At 70.2% G+C, this 23,224-nt stretch carries 26 protein-coding genes; 16 read left to right on the top strand and 10 right to left on the bottom strand.

Translation table 11 applies throughout. The features are described 5' to 3' along the window. Nucleotides 1-274 precede the first annotated feature (274 nt). The 5 genes from EV186_RS39500 (at nucleotide 275) to clpX (ending at nucleotide 6,251) form a co-directional block, all read left to right on the top strand. On the top strand, nucleotides 275-1,807 hold the full coding sequence (locus tag EV186_RS39500; protein ID WP_279538326.1) for a serine/threonine-protein kinase: 1,533 nt from the start codon (nucleotides 275-277) through the stop codon (nucleotides 1,805-1,807). Nucleotides 1,808-1,965: 158 nt separating this feature from the next. Then, nucleotides 1,966-3,396 (top strand): trigger factor, encoded by a 1,431-nt coding sequence (gene tig / locus EV186_RS24425; RefSeq protein ID WP_133851729.1) that lies wholly within the window; start codon nucleotides 1,966-1,968, stop codon nucleotides 3,394-3,396. Nucleotides 3,397-3,512: 116 nt separating this feature from the next. Next, complete coding sequence (locus EV186_RS24420; protein ID WP_133851728.1) at nucleotides 3,513-4,115, top strand: ATP-dependent Clp protease proteolytic subunit; 603 nt, start codon at nucleotides 3,513-3,515, stop codon at nucleotides 4,113-4,115. A gap of 21 nt (nucleotides 4,116-4,136) precedes the next feature. Next, entirely contained in the window at nucleotides 4,137-4,763 is a 627-nt protein-coding gene (locus EV186_RS24415; protein ID WP_133851727.1) for an ATP-dependent Clp protease proteolytic subunit, read from the top strand. A gap of 189 nt (nucleotides 4,764-4,952) precedes the next feature. Then, a complete protein-coding gene (gene clpX / locus EV186_RS24410; protein ID WP_133851726.1) occupies nucleotides 4,953-6,251 on the top strand; it encodes an ATP-dependent Clp protease ATP-binding subunit ClpX in 1,299 nt (432 codons plus the stop codon). 67 nt (nucleotides 6,252-6,318) lie between these two features. Here clpX and EV186_RS24405 read toward each other — a convergent pair whose 3' ends face one another. From EV186_RS24405 to fdhD, 3 genes are all read right to left on the bottom strand, one after another. After that, on the bottom strand, nucleotides 6,319-6,747 hold the full coding sequence (locus EV186_RS24405) for a hypothetical protein (RefSeq protein WP_133851725.1): 429 nt from the start codon (nucleotides 6,745-6,747) through the stop codon (nucleotides 6,319-6,321). A gap of 84 nt (nucleotides 6,748-6,831) precedes the next feature. Next, nucleotides 6,832-7,623 (bottom strand): class I SAM-dependent methyltransferase, encoded by a 792-nt coding sequence (locus EV186_RS24400; RefSeq protein WP_133851724.1) that lies wholly within the window; start codon nucleotides 7,621-7,623, stop codon nucleotides 6,832-6,834. Between the two features lie 83 nt (nucleotides 7,624-7,706). Next, complete coding sequence (fdhD, locus tag EV186_RS24395; protein ID WP_133851723.1) at nucleotides 7,707-8,531, bottom strand: formate dehydrogenase accessory sulfurtransferase FdhD; 825 nt, start codon at nucleotides 8,529-8,531, stop codon at nucleotides 7,707-7,709. Nucleotides 8,532-8,625: 94 nt separating this feature from the next. On the opposite strand from fdhD, the gene EV186_RS24390 reads away from it, so the two are divergent. The 3 genes from EV186_RS24390 to EV186_RS24385 are packed head-to-tail and all read left to right on the top strand — an operon-like array spanning nucleotide 8,626 to nucleotide 11,715. Then, nucleotides 8,626-10,026: an OFA family MFS transporter gene (locus EV186_RS24390; protein WP_133851722.1), complete on the top strand. Its 1,401-nt coding sequence runs from the start codon at nucleotides 8,626-8,628 to the stop codon at nucleotides 10,024-10,026. After that, on the top strand, nucleotides 10,023-10,142 hold the full coding sequence (locus EV186_RS40835; RefSeq protein ID WP_424983285.1) for an MFS transporter small subunit: 120 nt from the start codon (nucleotides 10,023-10,025) through the stop codon (nucleotides 10,140-10,142). Before EV186_RS24390 ends, EV186_RS40835 begins: the two co-directional genes overlap by 4 nt. Before the next feature lie 19 nt (nucleotides 10,143-10,161). Then, nucleotides 10,162-11,715, top strand: a complete 1,554-nt coding sequence (locus tag EV186_RS24385) for a phytoene desaturase family protein (protein WP_133851721.1) — start codon at nucleotides 10,162-10,164, stop codon at nucleotides 11,713-11,715. On the opposite strand, the gene EV186_RS24380 is transcribed toward EV186_RS24385, so the two are convergent. The 5 genes from EV186_RS24380 to EV186_RS24360 all read right to left on the bottom strand — a co-directional run bounded on the left by EV186_RS24380 (nucleotide 11,712) and on the right by EV186_RS24360 (nucleotide 14,353). Beyond that, complete coding sequence (locus EV186_RS24380) at nucleotides 11,712-11,972, bottom strand: mycoredoxin (protein ID WP_279538320.1); 261 nt, start codon at nucleotides 11,970-11,972, stop codon at nucleotides 11,712-11,714. The two genes, EV186_RS24385 and EV186_RS24380, sit on opposite strands and share 4 nt — an antisense overlap. Before the next feature lie 141 nt (nucleotides 11,973-12,113). Further along, the gene (locus EV186_RS24375) at nucleotides 12,114-12,317 is read right to left on the bottom strand and encodes a cold-shock protein (RefSeq protein WP_133851720.1); all 204 of its coding nucleotides are present in this window, start codon (nucleotides 12,315-12,317) and stop codon (nucleotides 12,114-12,116) included. A gap of 113 nt (nucleotides 12,318-12,430) precedes the next feature. After that, complete coding sequence (locus tag EV186_RS24370) at nucleotides 12,431-12,865, bottom strand: hypothetical protein (RefSeq protein WP_133851719.1); 435 nt, start codon at nucleotides 12,863-12,865, stop codon at nucleotides 12,431-12,433. A 3-nt stretch (nucleotides 12,866-12,868) separates the two neighbouring features. Then, the gene (locus tag EV186_RS24365) at nucleotides 12,869-13,315 is read right to left on the bottom strand and encodes a hypothetical protein (RefSeq protein ID WP_133851718.1); all 447 of its coding nucleotides are present in this window, start codon (nucleotides 13,313-13,315) and stop codon (nucleotides 12,869-12,871) included. A gap of 99 nt (nucleotides 13,316-13,414) precedes the next feature. After that, the gene (locus tag EV186_RS24360) at nucleotides 13,415-14,353 is read right to left on the bottom strand and encodes a hypothetical protein (RefSeq protein WP_133851717.1); all 939 of its coding nucleotides are present in this window, start codon (nucleotides 14,351-14,353) and stop codon (nucleotides 13,415-13,417) included. 332 nt (nucleotides 14,354-14,685) lie between these two features. Here EV186_RS24360 and EV186_RS39040 point away from each other — a divergent pair, with 332 nt between their 5' ends. The 6 genes from EV186_RS39040 (at nucleotide 14,686) to EV186_RS24335 (ending at nucleotide 19,564) form a co-directional block, all read left to right on the top strand. Then, the gene (locus tag EV186_RS39040; RefSeq protein WP_166659305.1) at nucleotides 14,686-14,826 is read left to right on the top strand and encodes a hypothetical protein; all 141 of its coding nucleotides are present in this window, start codon (nucleotides 14,686-14,688) and stop codon (nucleotides 14,824-14,826) included. Between the two features lie 177 nt (nucleotides 14,827-15,003). Continuing rightward, the gene (locus tag EV186_RS24355; protein ID WP_133851716.1) at nucleotides 15,004-15,306 is read left to right on the top strand and encodes a hypothetical protein; all 303 of its coding nucleotides are present in this window, start codon (nucleotides 15,004-15,006) and stop codon (nucleotides 15,304-15,306) included. Then, the gene (locus EV186_RS24350) at nucleotides 15,296-16,777 is read left to right on the top strand and encodes a cysteine peptidase family C39 domain-containing protein (RefSeq protein WP_133851715.1); all 1,482 of its coding nucleotides are present in this window, start codon (nucleotides 15,296-15,298) and stop codon (nucleotides 16,775-16,777) included. The genes EV186_RS24355 and EV186_RS24350 overlap by 11 nt, the downstream gene beginning before the upstream one ends. Before the next feature lie 42 nt (nucleotides 16,778-16,819). Beyond that, on the top strand, nucleotides 16,820-18,037 hold the full coding sequence (locus EV186_RS24345; protein WP_133851714.1) for a GNAT family N-acetyltransferase: 1,218 nt from the start codon (nucleotides 16,820-16,822) through the stop codon (nucleotides 18,035-18,037). Nucleotides 18,038-18,076: 39 nt separating this feature from the next. Next, entirely contained in the window at nucleotides 18,077-18,655 is a 579-nt protein-coding gene (locus EV186_RS24340) for a DinB family protein (protein WP_133851713.1), read from the top strand. A 15-nt stretch (nucleotides 18,656-18,670) separates the two neighbouring features. Next, nucleotides 18,671-19,564 carry a hypothetical protein gene (locus EV186_RS24335; protein WP_133851712.1) on the top strand — a complete coding sequence of 298 codons (894 nt, stop codon included), beginning with the start codon at nucleotides 18,671-18,673 and terminating at the stop codon, nucleotides 19,562-19,564. On the opposite strand, the gene EV186_RS24330 is transcribed toward EV186_RS24335, so the two are convergent. After that, entirely contained in the window at nucleotides 19,539-20,159 is a 621-nt protein-coding gene (locus EV186_RS24330; RefSeq protein WP_133851711.1) for a hypothetical protein, read from the bottom strand. The genes EV186_RS24335 and EV186_RS24330 overlap by 26 nt on opposite strands. Then, on the bottom strand, nucleotides 20,156-21,568 hold the full coding sequence (locus EV186_RS24325; RefSeq protein WP_133851710.1) for an MFS transporter: 1,413 nt from the start codon (nucleotides 21,566-21,568) through the stop codon (nucleotides 20,156-20,158). The genes EV186_RS24330 and EV186_RS24325 overlap by 4 nt, the downstream gene beginning before the upstream one ends. Before the next feature lie 126 nt (nucleotides 21,569-21,694). Between EV186_RS24325 and EV186_RS24320 the strand changes: the two genes are divergently transcribed. Continuing rightward, complete coding sequence (locus EV186_RS24320; protein WP_133851709.1) at nucleotides 21,695-22,372, top strand: TetR/AcrR family transcriptional regulator; 678 nt, start codon at nucleotides 21,695-21,697, stop codon at nucleotides 22,370-22,372. A gap of 41 nt (nucleotides 22,373-22,413) precedes the next feature. Beyond that, entirely contained in the window at nucleotides 22,414-23,187 is a 774-nt protein-coding gene (locus tag EV186_RS24315; protein ID WP_133851708.1) for a GIDE domain-containing protein, read from the top strand. Nucleotides 23,188-23,224 lie beyond the last annotated feature (37 nt).

The following is a 23,224-nucleotide window of genomic DNA, read 5'->3' as shown; positions in this document are numbered from 1 at the left end:
TTTTCTACGCGCTGAGTCGGACCCTCGGTGGCTGTCGTCCACAGGGGGCGGGAGACCAGCCGGATCCTGGTGCCACGCAAGGCAGTTCGCGCGAGTTCGGCCCCGCAGGCGGCGCCGCGACGGTGCTGGGCCGGAAAAGTTCGCTGACGTTGCGTGCCCGGCGCGCGCGACCGGTAAGCCATTGCGGCCGTGGACCGGACCATTCGCTAGGGTCGACGGTTGTCGGGCGCGCGTCGGGGGGCGCGATCAGCCACGCAACCAAGGAGTAAGAGCCATCGACAAGGGCCACCTGATCGCGGGGCGGTACCGGCTGCTCGAACTCGTCGGCAGCGGCTCGATGGGCATCGTCTGGCAGGCGCGTGACGAACGGCTCGACCGGACCGTGGCGATCAAGCAGTTGCTCGTGCGGCCGGGCCGCACCGAGGAGCAGGCCGACCAGGCGCGGCGCCGCGCGATGCGTGAGGCACGCATTGCGGCCCGGCTGCAGCACCACAACGCCGTCGTCGTCTACGACGTCGCCGAGCACCAAGGCGATCCGTGTCTCGTGCTCGAGTACCTGCCCTCGCGCAGCCTGTCGCAGGTGATCAGCGAGCGCGGTTCGCTGCCGCCCGAGGAGGCCGCCGCCGTCGGCGCGGAGGTCGCCGTCGCGCTCGCGGCCGCGCACGCCGCCGGGATCATCCACCGCGACATCAAGCCCGGCAACGTCCTCATCGCCCACTCGGGCACCGCGAAGATCACCGACTTCGGCATCGCGCGGGCCATCGACGACGGCACCATGACCCAGAGCACCGGCACGCTCGCCGGCACGCCGGCCTACCTGGCCCCCGAGGTCGCCCGCGGCGACGAGACCTCGCGCGCCTCCGACGTCTTCTCCCTGGGCGCCACGCTCTACCACGCCGTCGAGGGCGAGCCGCCGTTCGGCCGCGCCGAGAACCCGCTCGCGCTGCTCTACGCCGTCGCGGGCGGGCAGGTGCGCCCGATGTCCAAGGCCGGCCCGCTCACCCCGGTGATCACCAGCCTGCTGCGCCCCGACCCGGCCCAGCGGCCCTCGATGGAGGAGGCCGCTGCCGCGCTCTCGGAGGTCGCCTCCGGCGCGAAGGTCACCGCGCTGCCGCCCCGCACGGCCACCCGCACGATGAGCCCGGCGATGCCCACCACGCCGGCGACGCCGGTCACCCAGGCACCGCCGCCGAGGCCCCAGCGCATCCCGCCGACGCCGCCACGCCCGCAACCGGCGATCCTGCCGTCGACCCCGCAGACGCCCGCCCGCGGCATGGCGCAGCCGCCGAAGAAGGTGTTCACCGGGCGCCTGGTCGCGATCCTGGTCGCGGTCCTCGTGCTCGCCGGCGTCGTCACCGCCGTCGTCATCGCCGCGAACCAGCCCGACACCCCGGCCGCCGGTGCGACCTCGACGACGCCACCGCCGCCCGCGTCCTCGACGAGCACCAGCACCGCGACGACGACCACCACCAAGCCACCGGCGGTGCAGAGCAATGGCGTCGTCAACTACCAGCTGGCCGGCCAGCTGGTGATCGACTACTACAACGGCCAGCCCGACGTCGACGCGATGTGGGCGAAGCTGACCCCGCAGGTCCAGCAGAGCTTCGGCGACCTCAACGCGTTCAAGGCGTACTGGGCGCAGTACCCCGACCTCAGCGCGCGCAACGCCCGCGGCGTCACGCCCAACGGCGACGGCTCGGTCAACGTCCCGGTCGACGTGACCTACAAGGACGGCCAGAAGCAGCACAAGGTGCTGAAGGTGATCGCCCAGGGGACCACGCTGCTGATCGCCAGCGACGGCCACTGACTGGCCACTGACCGCCCACTGACCGGCCCCCGGGCAGGGGCGAAGCGCAGACAACTAGACTCGGGCGTCGACCTGGCAGAAGACCGCGCGCCCGGGTGCGCCCCCGCGGTGCGCGCCGCCACGTCTCGCACACACGTCAAGTCCCGAGGAGTCCAACCGTGAAGAGCACCGTCGAGCACCTCAGCCCGACGCGGGTCCGGATCAACGTCGAGGTGCCGTTCGACGAGCTCAAGCCGAACTTCGACGCCGCGTACCGCAAGATCGCCAAGCAGGTGCGCATCCCGGGCTTCCGGCCCGGCAAGGCGCCGGCCCGGGTCATCGAATCGCGCATCGGCCGCGCGCCGATCCTGGACGAGGTGGTCAACGAGGCCATCCCGGCCAAGTACATGGAGGCCATCACCTCCGGTGAGGTCCGCACCCTCGGCCAGCCCGAGATCGAGGTCACCAAGATCGAGGACGGCGAGCAGCTGGCGTTCACCGCCGAGGTCGACGTCCGCCCCGACATCACCCTGCCGGCCTTCGGCGAGCTGTCGGTGTCGGTCGACGACCTCGAGCTCACCGACGACGAGGTCACCGAGCAGCTCGACGAGCTGCGTGCCCGCTTCGGCACCCTGACCGGCGCCAACCGCCCCGCCGAGAACGGCGACTTCGTCTCCATCGACCTGTCGGCCACGGTCGACGGCGAAGAGGTCGAGGAGGCCAAGACCACCGGCCTGTCCTACGAGATCGGCTCCGGCGAGCTGGTCGAGGGCATCGACGAGGCGCTGATCGGCGCGTCGGAGGGCGAGACCAAGCAGTTCACGACCAAGCTGGTCGCGGGCGAGCACGCCGGCAAGGACGCCGAGGTCTCCGTCACCGTGCAGTCGGTGAAGGTGCGCGAGCTGCCCGAGCCCGACGACGAGTTCGCCCAGCTGGCCAGCGAGTTCGACACCATCGACGAGCTGCGTGACGACCTCAGGCAGCGCTTGACCCGGGTCAAGCGCATGCAGCAGGGCGTGCAGGCCCGCGACAAGATCCTGGACGCGCTGCTCGACACCACCGAGGTGCCGCTGCCGGAGAAGGTCGTCGAGTCCGAGATCGAGGTGCGCCAGCACGACGCCGTGCACGCCTTCGACCACGACGACGAGAAGTTCAACGAGTTCCTCACCGAGCAGGGCAAGACCCGCGAGGAGTTCGACGCCGACGTCCGCACCGAGGCGGAGAAGGCGGTCAAGACCCAGCTCGTGCTCGACCAGATCGCCGAGACCGAGCAGGTCAGCGTGAACGACGCCGAGCTGACCGAGCGGATCATCTACCAGGCGCAGCGCTTCGGCGTGAGCCCCGACGAGTACGTGCAGCGCGCGCAGCAGTCGGGCCAGCTCGGCGCGATCTTCGCCGACGTGCGGCGCGGCAAGGCGCTCGCGTCCGTGGTGCACCAGGCCACGGTGACCGACGCCTCGGGCGAGACGCTGGACCTCGTCGAGTTGTTCGGCCCGGCGCCCCAGCCGGCCGCGGCTCAGGCGGCAGATGGTGCGGACGTCACGGACGCCACCGATGTGACGGACGCCGCCGACGAGTCGGCCGAGGAGCCCGCCAGCAGCAACTCGTGAAGCTCTGAGCGAAAGTGGGCGGTGTCGGGAAGTCGGCGCCGCCCACGTTGGTTAGGGTCGATTACGAGATCAGTTCCGACCTCGTCTGGTCAACCAGAGGGAGAAGGCAGGCAGACGTGACGCAGCGACTCATCACCCCCCACATGCGGTCGGCGACCGCGGGGCTCAACCTGAACGACTCGGTGTACGAGCGGCTGCTCCGTGAGCGCATCGTCTTCCTCGGCTCCGAGGTCGACGACGACATCGCCAACCGGATCACCGCGCAGCTGCTGCTGCTCGCGGCCGAGGACCCCACCAAGGACATCACCTTCTACATCAACTCCCCGGGCGGTTCGGTGACCGCGGGGATGGCCATCTACGACACCATGCAGCTCATCGAGCCGGATGTGCAGACGTGGGCCATGGGCATGGCGGCCTCGATGGGCCAGTTCCTGCTGGCCTCCGGCACGCCGGGCAAGCGCTACGCGCTGCCGCACGCCCGGATCATGATGCACCAGCCGTCCGGCGGCGTCGGCGGCACCGCGTCGGACATCGCGATCCGCGCCGAGGTGCTGGTGAAGTGGAAGAAGGAGATGGCGGAGCTGACCGCCGAGCAGACCGGTCAGACGGTGGAGCGGGTCACCGCGGACGCGGACCGCGACCGCTGGTTCACCGCCGATGAGGCCAAGGAATACGGCTTCATCGATCACGTGGTCGCGCGTGCGAGCCAGACCAACTGAGCTCGCGAAGGAGACAGTGACATGAGCAACCCTTACTCCCCGCAGGCGCGGTACATCCTGCCCTCGTTCGTCGAACGGACGAGCTACGGGGTCAAGGAGTCCAACCCCTACAACAAGCTGTTCGAAGAGCGGATCATCTTCGTCGGCGTGCAGATCGACGACGCGTCGGCCAACGACGTGATGGCGCAGATCCTGTACTTGGAGTCGGCCGATCCGGATCGTGAGATCAAGATGTACATCAACTCGCCGGGTGGCTCGTTCACCTCGTTGATGGCCATCTACGACACCATGCAGTTCGCCCGGCCGGACATCGAGACCTACTGCCTCGGCCAGGCCGCGTCGGCCGCTGCCGTGCTGCTCGCCGCGGGCACGCCGGGCAAGCGCTACGCGCTGCCCAACGCCCGCGTGCTGATCCACCAGCCCTCGATGGAAGGCGCCTACGGTCAGGTCTCCGACCTGGAGATCCAGGCCAACGAGATCCAGCGGGTCCGGCGCTCCATGGAGGAGATCCTGGCTCGGCACACGAAGAAGTCGGCCGACGAGGTCCGCAAGGACGTCGAGCGCGACAAGATCCTCACCGCGGAGGAAGCCAAGGACTACGGGATCGTCGACGAGGTCCTGCCGTACCGGAAGCTCTCCACCGGCTGATTCGACCCCGGTGTGCCGGGTGCGTTACGCATCCGGCATGCCGGGATCGGCGGTGATGCTCCCCTTATGGGGGTGTTGGCAGGTACCGTCGAGAGCAACGCGCTCATCCCGGTGCCGGGACGGGTAGGACAGCAGCCAGGCGCACCGGGTTTCGACCCGGGACGTCGGAGGGGACAGAGGTCAGCGGTCATGGCACGTATCGGTGACGGCGGAGACCTGCTCAAGTGCTCTTTCTGCGGGAAGAGTCAGAAGCAGGTGAAGAAGCTCATCGCCGGTCCTGGCGTCTACATCTGCGACGAGTGCATCGACCTCTGCAACGAGATCATCGAGGAAGAGCTCGCGGAGGCCGGCGACGTCAAGCTCGACGAGCTGCCGAAGCCCGCCGAGATCCACGAATTCCTCGACCAGTACGTGATCGGCCAGGGCGACGCCAAGCGCACGCTCGCCGTCGCGGTCTACAACCACTACAAGCGCATCCAGGTCGGCGACCGCAGGCCGGAGGGCCGCGAAGGCCGCGACAGCCGCGAAGAGACCGTCGAGCTGGCCAAGTCGAACATCCTGCTGCTCGGTCCGACCGGCTGCGGCAAGACCTACCTGGCGCAGACGCTCGCGAAGATGCTCAACGTGCCGTTCGCCATCGCGGACGCCACGGCGCTCACCGAGGCCGGGTACGTCGGTGAGGACGTCGAGAACATCCTGCTCAAGCTGATCCAGGCCGCCGACTACGACGTCAAGCGGGCCGAGACCGGCATCATCTACATCGACGAGGTCGACAAGATCGCCCGCAAGAGCGAGAACCCGTCGATCACCCGCGACGTGTCGGGCGAGGGCGTGCAGCAGGCGCTGCTGAAGATCCTCGAGGGCACGACCGCGTCGGTGCCGCCGCAGGGTGGGCGCAAGCACCCGCACCAGGAGTTCATCCAGATCGACACGACGAACGTGCTGTTCATCGTGGCCGGCGCGTTCGCCGGGCTGGAGCGGATCATCCAGGAGCGGGTCGGCAAGCGCGGCATCGGCTTCGGCGCCGAGATCCGGTCGAAGGCCGAGATCGACGAGGCCGACTTCTTCTCCGACACGATGCCCGAGGACCTGATCAAGTTCGGCCTGATCCCCGAGTTCATCGGCCGCCTGCCCGTCGTGGCGAGCGTCACGAACCTGGACAAGGCCTCGCTGGTCTCGATCCTGACCGAGCCGCGCAACGCGCTGGTGAAGCAGTACCAGAAGCTGTTCGAAATGGACGGCGTGGAGCTGGAGTTCACCGAGACGGCGCTCGCCGCGGTGGCCGACCAGGCGATCCTGCGAGGAACCGGTGCTCGCGGGCTGCGGGCGATCATGGAAGAGGTTCTGCAGTCGGTGATGTACGACATCCCGAGCCGGACCGACGTGGCCAAGGTCGTCATCACCGAGCAGACGGTGCGGGAGAACGTGAACCCGACCATCGTGTCGCGCCAGCCCACCCGGCGCGAACGGCGCGAGAAGTCCGCCTGAGTCGAGCCTGCCGGGCCGCCGCGGTACGGCCGCGGGGTCCGGCAGGAAGACCTGGAAGTCGACCGGGCTACTCGCTGGCGACTGGTCCTTCTGATCGTGGTCGCCGGGCGATGACCAGCGTGCCGAGCAGGCACACGGGGATCACCAGGACGACCAGGAACGCCGTGTAGGTGTCCCTGCGTTCGTTGCACTCCTGGTCGAAGCCGGCCGCCATCGAGTCGAACACGGGCGACGGCAGGGACACCGACGGTTCGATGTGGAAACTCGTCCAGCTGTGCGGGGTCGTGTTCAGTTGCGCGTGATCGGTCGGCCAGCCGACGGTCGCCACCGCACCGCAGGTGACCTGCAGGTCGGGGATCGTGACGGGGCGGCCGGCGCTGTCCTGGGTGTTCTCACCTTCGACGCTGAACCGCGGTCCGCGGAACAACAGCACCGCCATCAAGATCAGCAGGACGACGACGATGCCGGTCGTGATGCGACGCGCGGTCTGCGACATGACGTGTGCTCCCCGGCCGAAGATCAGGTGCTGCGGGACCTTACCCGCCGGACGGCGGAGCGGGGTGCTGATCAGCGGATCCGCCTAGGCGGCCGGCTTCCGGCCCCACGCCGAGATCATCGGTGCCGCCGACAGGTGCAGCGCGTCCAGTTGCCCGAGGTGGGCATCCAGCTCGTCGGGGGTGGCCAGCCCCGCGTTGAGCAGGTCGCCGTACAACGCCGTCACCGTCGTCCGCTCCAGCGCCGCGCACTCCGGGCCGGTCATCGGGAAGTACCCCGACGCGGTCACGTCGGCCAGCCCGAGGTCCCGCAACGCGCCTGGAATGGTTCGCCCGCAAGCCAGCTCGATGCCGCGCGAGGCCAGCAACGAGTGCACCCCGGCACGCACCTTGTTCGCCAGTACCTCGGCCGGTCCGCGTTCGTCCGGGCAAGCCAGCGGCTGCAACCGCGGGTCGAGGTCCTCCACCACCAGCCAGCCACCCGGTCGCAGGGCTCGCACCATCGCCGCCAGGGCCTGCGCCCGGTCGGCGACGTCCGCGATGTCCGCGAGCACCATGCGCGCGTGCACCAGGTCGAACCCGCCACCGGGGATGGGATCGGCGCAGACGTCGTGGCGCAGGACGATCACCGTCGGGCCGGCCGCGGCCGCGACCACGGTGGTGTCGGTGTCCGTGGCCAGCACGTACCCGGCCCGCCCCGTGCGTCCGGCGAGCCAGTGCACGATCGACGTGCCACCGGCGCCGACTTCCCAGCAGCGCCAGCCCGGCCCGATGCCGAGCCCGTCCAGGTGCCCGGTGGTGATCGGGTCGAACAGGGAGGCCATCGCGACGACACGGTCGCCTGCGGGGAGCCGGTCGTTGTCAAGCAAGTAGCCCATGCCCGCACGACCTGACGTTCCCACAACGATCTCTACGGACCCATCCTAACGGCGGGAACGCGCTGGTGGAGACCCTTCGGGCCTCATCCGGCCACGCGCTGCGCTCCGGTGTAGACGTTCATGGAGTCCCCGCGCAGGAAGCCGACCAGGGTCATGCCCTGCTCGTCGGCCAGCTCGACGGCCAGCGACGACGGTGCCGAGACAGCGGCGAGCACGGCCACCCCGGCCATCGCGGCCTTCTGCACCAGTTCGAACGACGCCCGCCCGGAAACCAGCAACACGGTGCCCCGCAGCGGGACTCGGCCTTCCAGCAAGGCCCAGCCGAGGACCTTGTCCACGGCGTTGTGCCGGCCCACGTCCTCGCGGACGGCCAGCACGGCGCCGTCCGCGGTGAACAGGCCGGCACCGTGCAGGCCGCCGGTGGACTGGAACACGCGCTGGCGTTCGCGCAGCGTGCCGGGCAGGGCGGCCAAAGTGGACGGGCTGACCCGCACGGGGTCCTCCGCGGTCGGGAAGCGGGTCTTGAGGCGCACGGCGTCCAGCGCCGCCTTGCCGCAGACCCCGCACGACGACGTCGTGTAGAAGTTGCGCTCGACGCCGGTCTGCGGTGGTTCGACGCCCTCGGCCAGGGTGAGGTCGAGGACGTTGTAGGTGTTGCGGCCCTCGTCGTCGGTGCCGTCGCAGTAGCGGGCGAGGCTCACGTCCGCCGCGGCGCCGATCACGCCCTCGGTGAGCAGGAAGCCGTGGGCGAGTTCGACGTCGTGGCCCGGCGTCCGCATGGTCACCGCGAGCGCCTTGCCGTCGACCCGCAGTTCGAGCGGCTCTTCGGCGGCCAGCGTGTCGGGACGGCGGCGCACCTTGTCGCCGTCCAGGTGCACCACCGGACGGCGAACGGTCACGCGACCCATGACGACCGCCAGTACCACTGACCGAATAGATAGTGCATAAGGGTGATTCTCCACTTAATGTTGCTTGCGCACGCAATGACGCGGAGGTGTTCGCATGGCCGACGGCTTCCTCTCCCGCTCTCGCATCATCGCACCGCCAGGCTGGAGCCGGTGGCTCATCCCACCCGCGGCTCTGTCGGTCCACCTCGCCATTGGCCAGGCGTACGCCTGGAGCGTGTTCAAGGCGCCGCTGGAGAAGGACATGGGGCTCAGCGGCACCCAGAGCGCGCTTCCCTTCCAGCTTGCCATCGTGATGCTGGGGCTGTCGGCCGCGGTCCTCGGCACCAGGGTCGAGCGCAACGGCCCGCGCTGGGCCATGTTCATCTCGCTGCTGTGCTTCTGCGGCGGCTTCCTGATCGCCGCGCTCGGCGTCGCGACCGAGCAGTACTGGCTGGTCGTGCTCGGCTACGGCGGCGTCGGCGGGATCGGGCTCGGCATCGGCTACATCTCCCCGGTGTCGACGCTGATCAAGTGGTTCCCGGACCGGCCGGGCATGGCCACCGGCATCGCGATCATGGGCTTCGGCGGCGGTGCGCTGATCGCGTCCCCGCTGTCCAAGGCGCTGATGGACGCGTTCGGCGTCACCTACGACAAGGCGGGCAAGGTGCTCGCGGTCACCGACGGCTCGATCGCCAACGCGTTCCTCGTGCTGGGCATCGCCTATGCGGTCTTCATGGCGATGGGCGTATTGCTCGTGCGCGTGCCCGCCGACGACTGGAAGCCCGCGGGCCTGCGACGGGTCGAATCGACCCGCGCCCTGATCAGCACCGCGAACGTGTCCGCCGCCAACGCCATCCGGACGCCGCAGTTCTGGCTGCTGTGGGTCGTGCTCTGCCTCAACGTGACCGCCGGCATCGGCATCCTGGAACGCGCGGCACCGATCATCACGGCGTTCTTCAAGGACACGCCAGCGCCGGTGAGCGCCACGGCCGCGGCCGGGTTCGTCGCGATGCTGTCGCTGGCCAACATGGCCGGCCGGTTCGTCTGGTCGACCACGTCGGACGCGATCGGCCGCAAGAACATCTACCGGTTCTACCTGGGCGTCGGCGCCCTGATGTACCTGGCGATCGTGCTCACCACGAACGGCTCGAAGCTCGTCTTCGTGTTGTGCGCCATGCTGATCCTGTCGTTCTACGGCGGTGGGTTCGCGACCGTGCCGGCCTACCTGAAGGACCTCTTCGGCACCTACCAGGTCGGCGCGATCCACGGCCGGCTGCTCACCGCGTGGTCGGTGGCGGGTGTGCTCGGCCCGCTGATCGTCAACCGCATCGCCGACAGCCAGATCCGTTCGGGCAAGTCGGGGCCCGACCTCTACACGCTGTCGTTCTCGATCATGATCGGGTTGCTGGTGGTCGGCTTCGTCGCCAACGAGCTGGTGCGCCCGGTCAACCCGAAGTACCACGAGCCGCGCGACACGGGGGACGCCGCGGCCACGGCTGAGGAGGTGGCGAAGTGACCGAGCAGACCGGCGGGCGCACCGCGTTGCTGGTGATCGCCTGGCTGTGGGTGCTGATCCCGTTCGGCTACGGGCTGTACCAGTTGATCCGTTCGATCACCCAGCTCTTCAGCTGAGCCGCATACAGTTGTCACCATGACTACCGGGTATGACGTGGTGATCGTGGGTGGCGGGCACAACGCGTTGGTCGCGGCGGCCTACCTGGGCCGGGCCGGCAAATCGGTGCTCGTGCTGGAGCGCCTCGGCCACCTCGGTGGCGCCGCGGTCAGCGCGGAGGCGTTCGCCGGTCTACCGGCGCGGTTGTCCAGGTTCTCCTACCTGGTCAGCCTGCTGCCGGACCGGATCGTGGGCGAGCTCGGCCTGCGCATCGACCTGCGGTCGCGGTCGGTCAGCTCGTACACGCCGTGGACGCGTGACGGCGTCGAGAGCGGCCTGCTCGTCGAACGCCGGCCGACCGCGGCCACCGCGCGCTCGTTCCGCGAACGCACCGGCTCGGACCGCGAGTTCGCCCAGTGGCAGGAGTTCTACGGCCGGATCGAGGAGGCGGCGAAGGCGCTCGCGCCGACGCTGACCGAGCCGTTGCCCGACCGCGAGCAGGTGCGGTCACTGGTCGCCGACGCGGCCGGGTCGCAGCTGTTCGACGACCTCTTCGAGCGCCCGCTCGGCTACGCGATCGACGACTGGTTCACCGACGACCTGGTGCGTGGCGTGGTCGCCACCGACGGGTTGATCGGGACCCACACGTCGCTGTACGACCCGAGCCTGCTGGCCAACCGGTGCTTCCTGTACCACCTGATCGGCAACGGGTCGGGGGAGTGGCGGGTGCCGGTCGGCGGCATGGGTGCCGTCACCGACGAGCTCATCCGGGTGGCCCGCGAGGCCGGCGCGGACCTGCGCACCGGCGTCACCGTGACCTCGGTCGAGGCCGGGGAGAACGGCGGCCAGGTCCGGTTCACCGATGGCGACACCGAGCAGACGGCTGATGCCCGCTTCGTGCTGTCCGGCGTGGCGCCGGCCGTGCTCGACCGGCTGCGTGGCCGGGAGTCGAGCACCCCGCGCGGCGCCCAGTTGAAGATCAACATGCTGTTGACCCGGCTGCCCGTCCTGCGCAGCGGCATCGACCCGGCGCTGGCGTTCGCGGGTACGTGCCACCTGGACGAGACGGCGACCGACCTGGAGAACGCGTTCCGGGACTCGGCGGCCGGGCACGTGCCGGACCCGCTGCCGGGCGAGATGTACTGCCACTCGCTGACCGACCCGTCGATCCTGGGGCCCGAGCAGCAGCGCCAGGGCTGGCACACGATGACCCTGTTCGGCCTGCACCTGCCGTCGACGCTGTTCGAGGGCCGCAACGACGACCTGCGCAAGCAGCTGGCCGACGGGTACCTGGCCGGGCTCAACCGCTACCTGGCCGAGCCGATCGAGGACTGCCTCGCCACCGACGCGCACGGCGAACCGTGCGTGGAGGCGAAGACGCCGCTGGATCTGGAGGACGAGCTCAACATGCCCGGCGGCCACATCTTCCATGGCGACCTCAACTGGCCGTATGCCGACGAGAGCACCGACAAGTGGGGGGTGGCGACGGACGCGCCGAGCCTGCTGCTGTGCGGCAGCGGGGCCCGGCGCGGTGGAGCCGTCAGCGGCCTCGGCGGTCACAACGCCGCCATGGCGGTACTCGAGCGCTCTTAGGCGTTCGCGAGCTGCGCCTTGACCTGGTCGATCGACGGGTTGGTCAGGGCGGCGCCGTTCGGGAAGTGGACGGTCGGCACCGTCTGGTTGCCACCGTTCACCTTCATCACGAAGTCGGCGGCGGCCGGGTCGCGCTCGATGTCGACCTCGGCGTACTCGATGCCCTCGCGCTGCATCAGCGTCTTGAGCCGACGGCAGTAGCCGCACCACGTGGTGCTGTACATGGTGACGATCTCGGGGGCCTGCTGCGCGCTCACGGGCACCTCTCCTGTGGAGTCCTTCTACCTTCGTCGAAATTCAACGCCACGGGCCGCCCCCACATGCCCGCGCGTGACACCCGTCACAAAAGGGGCGTGGCCCCCGCGAAAGATCGCGGGGGCCACGCAAGCTGGGGTCACTCAGACGGCGCGAACGCCCTGGGCCTGCGGGCCCTTCTGGCCCTGGCCGATCTCGAACTCCACGCGCTGACCTTCGTCCAGCGACCTGAAGCCTGAGCCCTGAATCTCCGAGTAGTGCACGAACACGTCCGGCCCGTTGCCGTCCTGCTCGATGAACCCGAAGCCCTTCTCACTGTTGAACCACTTCACAGTGCCCTGCGCCATACCACTAACTCCCTAAATGTTGAGCCGTGCCCTCGTTGGTGATGGGCGCGGTCTCAAGGAGGCATACTGCCATCTTTCTCTCGGTTGGGCTCCCCCCAGAGCGCACTGAGTTGCTAAGAATCTGCGAACGGTGACCCTCCCGCGGGGCCGTCACGGCAGGCCGCGCGCTCGAGTTCCCGCAGCGCAGAGGCCAGATCACCGCCCGGGAAGGGCACTCGCCGGCGGGCCAGCAGCAGCACGTCCTGATCGACCGGGCGGACCACCAGGTAGAGCCCCCAGCCCCGGTCGAGCGAGCCCTTGGCCGCCGGTGCGGGCAAAACGGACAGCAGGACGTCGTTCTCGGACCGTTCCAGCAGGCGCACGCCGGGCAAACCGACCAGCGCGGCCACCACCTCGGCGTGCGCCCCCGGCCCCGACAGTCGGGTCCGCATCCCCGTGGTCGCCTCGAACGAGGCGAGCGTGCACCGGGCGAACGCGGTCCACAGCGCGAGGGCGGCGACCACCGCGACGCCGAGCAGCAGCCAGGTCAGCCACGTGGGGACCGACATGCCTCAGCCCGCGATCGACGCGGACAGGTCGGCCGAGCGGACGGCGGTGAGGAAGGCCTTCATCCGCCAGCGCAGGGTGTGCGCCTTGGTGGTGCCCCGCAGCGCCCTGCGCGAGTACCGGACCACGGCGATGCGCGCCTCGGTGCCGCCTTCGTCGACGTCGGTATGCAAGGCGATCTGCTGCCGGACGCCGGTCAGCACGCTGGATTGGGCCACCATCGGGTTGCCGTCGTCGATGATCGACCAGCCCCGGCCGGACACGGTGTCGCGGAAGATGCCGCGAAGGTCGGCGTCGGACAGGCGGGTGTGCACCAGCCGCGGCCGGAACGCGCGCCGCTTGGCGGTCTCGTACGCGGCGGTCACCGCGACCAGACCGCCGATCACGGCGATCAGGAGCAGTGCCCCGGCCGCCGCGCCGGACGCCGGGACGGCGAGTACTTGGGTGTGCATCGCGAACCTCCCGGTTGGGAAACGGAAAGCGGGTCCTTGTTGATCGTCGCCCTTGTTTCCGTCGGGTCCACTGGTTCGCGGTTGTTGTCCAGAAGCTGTCTATTCCCAGCGAATGCCGTAGGAGCGGCTGGGTTTGAGGCGGCGGAACTCCACCATGACCTCGCCGGCCTCGTCGATCCGGACGAGATCTCGCGGTGCCACCTTGTCCTCGATATCGCCTTGCAACACCCCGTCCAGCAACCAGACGTAGTTCGGTGGCCGATCGGAGGGGAACCGCACCCGCAGTTCGAAGTGGTCGCAGGGGTGCAGCGGCGTGCAGACGTAGTGCGGGCGCATCTGCTCGCTCGGCGCCCGGTACCGCAGCGCGACCTCGACCACCTCACCGCGGCGGAGCGGCGTGGCCAGGCGCAGCATCAACCCGATCCGGTCGGCGGCCTCGAGTTGCCTGCTGACCAGCGTGCCGCCGTAGAGGACCTCGACCGGCAGGTCCTCGGGCAACTCGACCTTGCTCATCGTCCAGGCGAGGTCGACCTCGCCGAGCCCGTCGCGTTCGGCGGCGACCCGGCGGAACTCGATCAGCTCCGGGGTCGGCCGGTCCAGGGAGAGGATCGAGCGCAGGCTCTCGGTGCGCCAGCCGCCGTCGCCGTCCTCGACCGGACCCGCGACAGCCGGGGCGAGCGCGAGTTCGGCGAGCTGGCGGATGCCCTCGTCGATGCGCCTGCGCACCGTGCGGTCGTCGCGTTGCAATTGCTCGGCGGCCCAGCGCACCCGGTCCTGGTAGAAGGGCAAATCGACGTCCTTCTGCAAGCCGAATGCGGCGACGACGCAGATCCGCAGGTCCTGGGGCAAGGACTCGGACAGCTCGCGAAGACGCCGCGCGACGGCTTGGCGTAACGACGCGCCGTCGGCTGCCGGGTCGATACCGAACACTTCTCGCAAGCCGGGGCCGATCCGCTCGGTCAGTGCGGCGGCCCCCATTCCGCGCCCCTTCCGCAGCGTCTTGAGCTCGGCGACCAGGTCGTCACGGGCGACCGTCATCTTGCTCCTCCCGGGAATGCGTCCGGTGGCTGCGCTGCTGTGCGACCTCCAAGCGATACCGCAATGACGACACGGTGTCCACTGCTGGACAGCAGTGGACACCAAACTGGACATCGCGGTATGCGGCCCTTGGTGTCCCACCCCCTATCGCCGGTCATCCGTTGCGTGTTTCCCGGTGCTCCCGGAAACGGTCAACTCATTGTTGCCGCCGGTCTTCGGTCGCATTCTAGGTATGCACAACAAATCGTTGTGACGCCACCCAGGCCAAACCAAAGGGGTGTCTCGTGAAAATCGTCTGCTCGGTTTCGACGGCCTGCCGGATCATTTTCCGGATGATTCTCGCCGGATTCGTGCTCGCCATCGTGGTCACCGGCGGCGAGCACGGGCCCGCCGGCGGGCCATCGGTCCCCTCGGCCCGGGTGACGCACTGCCAAGCGGGGGAGGAGGTGAACGACCCATGCAGTCGCACCTGATCCGGCTCATCCTCAAGCTCCTCGGCTGAGGTTGCCGCCGAACCGCCAGGAGCCGGGCGAGCGCGCGATCGCCCGGCAACGGGAACGATCAGGTGGATCAGTGGGAACCGAGGACGGCCGGGCCGCGTCGGAGCAGCCGAGGCCGAGGAGGTTTGTCCGATGGCGCCGGGTTTTGAGATGAACACCCAAGAGGTGGACGGGCACGCGAAGACCGCGTGCGAGCTGGCCGAACAGCTGCGTTCGGCCCGGACCACATGGGACGGCGCGACCCGCGACGGCGGTAACGCGTGCGGGATGGACATCACGTCGAAGGCGTACACCGCCATGCAGGACGCCTGGTTCGACGAGATCGGCGTCTACATCTCGGTGCTCGAGCAGCTGTGCGAGGCCATGCACACGGCCGCGCAGCAGTCAGGCTCCGACGACGACGCAGCGGCGCAGGCGCTCACCGCGGGCCGTGGAGGTCAGGGTGTCCAGTAGCGACTACGGGCAGATCACGACGATCGTCCACAAGCTGCAGGAGCTCAGCTCGCTGCTCAACCCCGTGAAGGTCGTGCAGATCGTCGTCGAGGTGATCCACCAGGTCGCCACGCCACCACCCGGCGACGCGGGCGCGCTCGAAGCCCTCGCCGGTGCCTACCGCACGGCGGCCGACGCGATCTCGCCGGTGGCCGCCGACGTGCGCAAGCTCGGCAACGACCACCTGCCGCAGTCGTGGAGCGGGGGCGCGGCCCGCGAGGCGACCGCCGTGCTCGGCGCGACCGCCGACGCGATCGACCGCGCACCTGGGGTCTTCCGCACGGCCGCGACGACCCTGCACGAGCTGTCGACCGAGGTGAAGGACCAGCAGAAGCGCCACGACGACCTGCACCAGGCGCTGTACGACGCGTGGCACGACGCCACCCACGTCGGCGGTCTGCCCATCCCCGATCCGACCGCGCTGGGCGATCTGGTCAACAAGGTGCGCGAGCTGATCACCGGCTGCATCGGCGTCTACAACGACGCCCTGCAGAGCGCGGACAAGGCGACCATGGTCTTCAACGACCTCGCGGGCCAGGCCCGCGCCGCGGCCGCGGTGGACAGCGGCCTGGCCCCCGACGATGCCGTGGTGCTGGCCGCGAAGGTGGTCAGCGTCAATGGCATGGGCGACGGCTACGACGATGGCATCCTCACCACCGCGCAGCTCGCCGACGCCGGCAAGAAGATGGCGGCGATGAGCCCCGAGGACCGGGCGAAGTTCGACCAGCTGCTGGCCAACGCGGGCTCGGACACCGAGCGGGCGTGGCTGTTGAAGGGCCTGTCCGCCGGGCACAACGTGACCGAGCTGAGCGCGTTCGCCGACAAGATCCGCGGCAAGGACGAGAACTGGCTCAACGAGCACCTGTCGCTGATCGACCGCGGCGGCCCCGGTGCGCAGAACCGCTTCGGCGATCGCGTCAACCAGTTCGACGACTACACCTGCGGCACGACGTCGTTGATCGTCTCGCACGCCGAGACCGACCCGCTGTACGCGCTGTCGCTGACCGACGGGGACCCGTCGAAGTTCGACGAGCGCTTCTCCGCGGAGCAGGCCCGCGTCCACGACCAGACCAACACGATCTGGCCGGAGAAGCTGGGCACGTCGCCGGTGGGCATGGCCGACTACATGAGCAAGAACACCGGCACGGACTACACGTGGCACCTGGTGGACGACACCGAGCAGGGCAACGTGTCGTCGAACCTGCGCCAGGCCGTGGGCGCGGCGGACTCGGGCCACCCGGTCCCCATGCTGGTCGGCGGGGCCACGCCGCGGCACTACGTGCTGGTGACCGGTCACCAGGGCGGCAACGTGATGATCTTCGAACCCAGCTCGGGCCAGACGATCGCGGTGCCCGAGTCGGACTTCCTCAACGGGAAGCTGAGCGGCTCGGCCGGCTTCGACCACGTCCAGGCCGTGGTGGTCCCGAAGTAAATCCGCTTGCCCAGCGCTCGCACCGCGATCACTGTTGCGGCTGTGCAGATCCGTCCCACGACCGAGCAGGACCTGACGGTCTTCGTCGACACCATGCATGCCGCGTTCGGGCGGTTCCCGGAAGGGCCGGCCGACAGCGAGGGGATGTGGTGGTCGGCGCTCGAGATGGACCGCGCCCTGCTCGCCACGACCGAGCAGGGCGCTCCGATCGGCACGGCCGCCGCGTACTCCTTCGAGCTCACGCTCCCCGGCGAGGTCGTCGTCCCGGTCGCCGGGGTGACCACGGTGGGCGTCCTGCCCACGCACCGGCGTCAGGGCGTGGCCAGCGCGATGATGCGTCACCAGCTGACCGAGGTCCGGGCCCGAGGAGAGCTCGCCGCGGTGCTGCTGTGCACCGACGCGCGGATCTACGGCCGGTTCGGCTACGGCCCGGCCACCTACATGCAGCGCATGACCGTGCAGCGCCACCAGGCCGCGTTCCGCCCGGCGCACGGGCCGGCCGCCGGCTCGATCGAGGTGCTGCCCATCGAAGTGCTGCGCCGCGCGGAGGGTGGCGAGGTCCTGGAAGCGGTCTACGACCGGTACCGGCGTGCCCAGCCCGGCGCCCTCTCCCGCCCGCACCGGTGGTGGGCCGTGGGCGCGGGTCAGCCCCCGGTCTCCCGGGCGCCGCGCTACCTGGCCGTGCACCGCGATGACGCCGGCGTCCCGGACGGCTACGCCAGCTACACCGTCACCGAGTCGGGCACCTTGACCGTCGACGAGACCATCGCCACCGACGACGCCGTGGCCACCGCCCTGGCCCGGTTCGTGCTCGACCACGACCTGGTCACGCAGGTGGTGTTCAAACAGGTCCCGCTCGACCACCCGCTGCGCTGGCAGCTCGAGGACTTCCGCGGCGTCCAGCTCGGCGACGACGGCGACTGGCTCTGGGTGCGGCTGCTGGACGTCCCGCGGGCGCTCACGACGCGCAGGTGGTGGGCCGACGGGGAGCTCGTCCTCGACGTCGTCGACCCGTTCCTCGGCGAGCACGGCCGCCACCTGCTGACCGTGCGGGACGGCACGGCCGACTGCGTGCCGACCGACCGGGCCCCCGACCTGTCCCTGGACGTGCGCGACCTGGGCTCGATCTACCTCGGCGGCACGGCGCCGAGCACGCTCGTGCGGGCCGGGCACGTCCAGGCCCACCACCCGGGCGTGGTCGCCCTCGCCGACTCCCTGTTCCGCTCGAATCGCGCACCCCACTGCCTGCACTGGTTCTGACCACGCAACGCGTGTGCACTGTCGCGCGTCCTGGGGGTCATGATCGACGACTTCGCGAAGGACTACCTGCACAACGAGCTGCGGGAGATCCGCGAGGAACTGCTCGCCAAGCTCGACGGGTTGTCCGAGTACGACCTTCGGCGCCCGCTGACCGCCACCGGGACGAACCTGCTCGGTCTGGTCAAGCACCTGGCGCTGTGGGAGTCGCGCTACCTCGGCGAAGTCTTCGGCCGCCCGTTCCCCGAGGCCCTGCCGCGCTGGGACGACCTCGAAGCGCGCGGTACCGACCTGTGGGCCACCGAGCACGAGACGCGTGCGCAGATCATCGACCGTTACCGGCGGGTCTGGGACCACGCCGATGCCACGATCGCCGCCCTGCCGATCGACGCGCCGGGACACGTGCCGTGGTGGCCGCGGCCGGACGTGCTGCTGTTCAACGTCGTGGTTCACCGGATCACCGAGACCAATCGGCACGCCGGGCACGCGGACATCCTGCGTGAACAGCTCGACGGCGTGGTGAGCGCGCCGGGCCGGGACGCGGCCTTCTGGGCGCAGCGGCACGCCGAGATCGAGCGGGCCGCCAGAGCGGCCGATCCGGCCACGGCCGTCCTCGAATAGCGCTACGGTCAGGGCGTGGCCGACGCCAAACCCGTTTCCCCGCAACGACTCCGCGCCCTGTTGGCCAGTGCGACCGTGCTCCCGTGGTGGTGGGTCACCGCACTGGTGGTGGTGGCGGTCGGATCGACCGTCGACATCTCGATGCCGGCCAAGGGTGCGACCAGCTGGCACATCGCGGTGGGCCCGACCACCTTGGTCGCGATCGGGTTGATCTGGCTGCCCAGCGCGATCCGGCTGCTCGCGCTGGCCGGGGGCAGCGTGAAGGCGGGCGGGTGGGAAGCCTCCTCGACCGGCTTGATGCAGGCGCCGGAGCAGTTGATCGAGGACCTGACCGAGCTGCGCACCACCGCCGAGCCGCCTCCGGGCGAACGTGGCACCGTGCAGGGCGACGTCGACCGGATCGCCGCGCGCTACCTGCCCCCCGAGCAGACCTTGACCCCTGAGGTGGTCAACCGGCTCGCGCGCGAGTACGAGGCCATCCGCCGGCGCATGCGAGGTGGTGACAAGCGCACCGCGGCGATGAACCGGCTGGTGAACGAGGTGCGGATCCGAGCCGCCGCGGCGCCGGAGACCGCGCGCGCCATGGCGCCGGCGCTGTTGCGGTCCAGCGCCGACGGTGACCGCATCGTCGGGCTCGCGTTGGTGCAGGGCACCCCGGCGGCGAGCGTGCACGAGGACGTGCTGCGGATCGTCGGCACGGCGGCGAGTGCGTTCGAGCAGTACCACGCCTTGCGGGCCCTGGACAAAATGCTCCCGGTGCTCGATGCGGACGAACGAGCCCGCACGAAAGCCGTGCTGGAGCGGGAAAAGACAGATCCACGGGGGATCGGCGTGATGAAGGACGCGCCGATCGCCTCGTGGATCGATCACCTGCTGGTCGTGCTCAGTGATCCAGCCGCGGGCCGGTGAACGCGCCGATCAGGAAGCCGGAGAAGCGGCCGATCGGGATCAGCCAGCCGGCCGGTTCCCACTTCAGGTAGAGCGGCGACGCGAGCCCGGCCGCCGCCGACACCAGCGACGCCCCGGTCACCCAAGACGGCACTTCGCCGGTCCGGCGCCCGGCCAACCCGAGCGCCCCGATCAGCAACCCGTAACCGACGCCGTGCACCGGCCCGCCCGCCAGGAAAGCCAAGCGGGACAACGTTTGCGTGGTCTCGTCCGGACGGTCCTTTGTGGTCAGCGAGGTGCTCAGCGCCGCCGACGTCGCCAGCGAGGCCGCGGCCAGCACCCCGCCGCCGAGCGCCGTCGCCTCCAGGGTCCGCGAACCCGACCGGGTGGCCAGGCCGACCACCGAGCCGGTGAAGCGGCCCAGCGCCGCCACTGAGATGAGCTGACCGGTCACGCTGATCCGGGCGGCGGTCGAGCTGCCGCGGAAGTACTCGCGGATCTGGGCCGCCGTGGAACCGGGGCGGGGGAAGGGATCCTTCGCCAGCTTCATCGCGGTACCGAGCCCCGCAAGGAAACTCACGGCCGTGAGCGGGCCGGACAGCTTGCCGATCTTCATGAGGTCCTCCGGGAAAGAAGGAAAACGACGACCGCGGCGACGGCGATGATCCCGGCGGCGACCGCGGTGGCCGCCGCGTAGCCGTCGACGAGGCGCCGCAAGCCGTCGGCCTGGGGCGAACCGGCGGCCACGGCGACCGCGACGGTGTTGAGCACGGCGGTGCCGATGGAGCTGCCGGCCTGGTTGGCGGTGTTGACCGCCGCGGCGGCGACCCCGGCGTTGCGCGGCTCGACGCCGCTGGTCACCGCGCCGATCGCCGGGGTGAACACGCAGCCGATGCCGAGGCCGACCAGCACCTGCCCGGGCAGGATCACCCGCCAGTAGCTGGGGTCCGCGCCGAGCCGGGTGATCAGCAGCAGCCCGGCGGCGGCGACGAGCATGCCCGGCACCATCAGCTGCCACGGCCGCACCTTCGGCGCGAGCCGTCCGGCCACCAGGTACGCGCTGAGCAGCAGCGTCGCCGACAGCGGCAGGAACGCGACCCCGGTCCGCAGCGGCGTGTAGTGCGCGACCACCTGCAGGTAGTAGGTCAGCACGAGGAACATGCCGAACACACCGATCACCGACGACGCGACCGCGAGGAACGCACCGGCGCGCCGGCGGTCGGTGACGACGGACAGCGGCAACAGGGGATCCGCTGCCCGCCGCTCCCGCAGCACGAACGCCACCAGCAGCACGGCCCCCACCCCCAGCGGGAGCCAGAACGCCAGGTCGGCGCTGTGCGTGCTCAACCGACCGCAGGCGTAGACGATCCCGATCAACGCGACCGAGGCCAGGGCCGCGCCCGGGGTGTCGAGCGTGCGCCTGCCGCGCGACGGCGCGGTCGGCAGGACCCGCAGCGCGACAGCCAGGACGATCGCGATCACGACGACGTTGACGAACAGGCACCAGCGCCAGCTCACGTACTCCGTCAGCGACCCGCCCAGCAGCAGCCCGAGCGCCCCGCCGCTGCTCGCGACCGCGCCGTAAACGCCGAAGGCCTTGCCGCGCTCTTCCGGCGTCGGGAACGTCGTGGCCAGCAGGGCCAGGCCGGACGGGATCAGCAGCGCACCCGCGGCGCCCTGGATCGCGCGACCGGTGACCAGCAGCCCGAACGTCGGCGCCGCGCCGGCGAGCAAGGACGCCGCGCCGAACGCGGTGAGGCCGATCAGGAACGCCTTGCGGTGCCCGATCGTGTCGGCGACCCGGCCGCCCAGCAGCAGGCAGCCCGCGAGCGCCAGCGTGTAGGCGGTGATCGTCCACTGCCGGGCCGCGTCGCCGAAGCCGATCTCGTGCTGCGCGGAGGGCAGCGCGATGTTGAGGACGGTCGCGTCGAGCGCGACCACGAGCTGGGCCAGCGCGATGACCAGCAAACCGAGCCACCGGCCCGTGCCGGGCGCCCGCGTCTGCCCCTCTGTGGTTGTCGTCATGTCACACCTCGAAAGTGGAGGAAGTCTTTCCGCTTGCCCCGACGGTAACACTGACTGGAGGCTTTGTCTCCACTTTTCCGGAAGTTCTGGAGGATCTTCCTCCGCATCAGGTGATACTGTGGCGGCATGACCGGCGACATACCGGCCGTGGACGGCGATCGACCGTTGCGTGCCGACGCACGCAGGAACCGCGACCAGATCCTGGGCGCGGCCAGAGACGTGTTCGTCGAGCACGGCGCCAACGCGCCGCTCGAGCTGATCGCCAAACGGGCGGGCACCGGCATCGCCACGCTCTACCGCCGCTTCCCGGACCGCGCCGCGCTGATGCGCGCAGTCGTGCTGCAGGCGTGGCGGCGCACCGAGGAGATCGCGACCAGCGCGGCCGACGAGGAACCCGACCCGTTCCGCGCGCTGATCCACTACATGCACAGCGCGCTGGACATCCGCGTCGCCGCGGTCGTCCCGGCGCTGCTGGCCGAGATCGCCGAGCTGGACGACGTGGAGATGCAGACCGCCCGTGGCAGGGCGGCCCAGCGGGTGCAGGCGCTGATCGACGGCGCGCACCGCTCGGGCGCGCTGCGCCCGGACGTGACCTTCGCCGACATCGGCCTGCTGGTGGTGCGGCTCTCCCGGCCGTTGCCCGGCTCGATGTCCCGCGAGCTCAACGACGAGCTCGCGCACCGGCACCTGCAGTTGCTGGTCCACGGCCTGCGTGCCGAGCCGGACGGCGACGTGAAGATCCAGGGTCCCGCGCTGAGCCTCGAGGAGCTGAACCGGTCGGGGCCGTTGGCGCCGCCGCGCTGAACCCGGCCCGAACCAGGCGTCTTGCGTGCGAGAGTGCGCGGATGGATGACTTGCTGTTGCTGGCAGCCATCGTCAGCGCGGTCGTCGGTGCGTGGTCGCTGAAGCAGTACTACGCCGGGCCGCCGCTCGCGGTCGGCCCGGTCGCGGGCACAGAGACGTGGACGGTCGAGGAGGTCGACGCGCTGCGCCTGGGCAGCGTCGAAGTCAGCGGGCCGGGGGAGTTCCGGCGCCTGGTGAGCGTCGTCGCTACCGCGCGGCCCGGGCCCGGTGGCCCGCTCAGGACCCGCGAAGATGGCGTCGAGTGCGTGTGGTGGCGCAGCGAGACCACCCGGCACCACGTCGAACTCGTCGACGGCGAGCGGGTCGCGCGCAGCGAGCGGGTCGGGCACAACTGGAGCCGCGAGCCGTTCACCCTCGCCGACCCGACCGGCACGATCACGGTGTGGCCCGACGGCGCGGAGGTCACCGGGGCAAAGGCTGTGCACCGGGTGGACGAGCAGGTCACGCCGGAGGCCGCGGAGTCGGTGTGGAGCAAGCTCACCGACAAGGACACGACGACCGCGGTGGTCACCGTCGAGTACGCGGTGCGCGCGGGCGAGCGCGTGTTCGTGCACGGCGAGGCGCACGACCGGCTCGACGGCCTCACGATCGCGAAATCCCCGTCTGGCGCGCCGTTCCACATCTCCACGAAGCCCGAACACGTCCTGCGGGAACGGGCCGAGAAGGCCGATCGAGCGGTGGCATCGCTGCGCCTGCGCGGCTACGGGCTGATCGGGCTCGCGGTCGTGTTCATGATCCTGTTCTACGTGGTGTGATCGCCTGGCGGTAATGCGGATGAAGACGTTGTCAAGA

It is taken from the genome of Labedaea rhizosphaerae (assembly GCF_004362825.1).
GTDB lineage: Bacteria > Actinomycetota > Actinomycetes > Mycobacteriales > Pseudonocardiaceae > Labedaea > Labedaea rhizosphaerae.
Note: the sequence above shows the minus strand (reverse complement) of the source record. Positions and strands in the feature narration are given on the sequence as shown.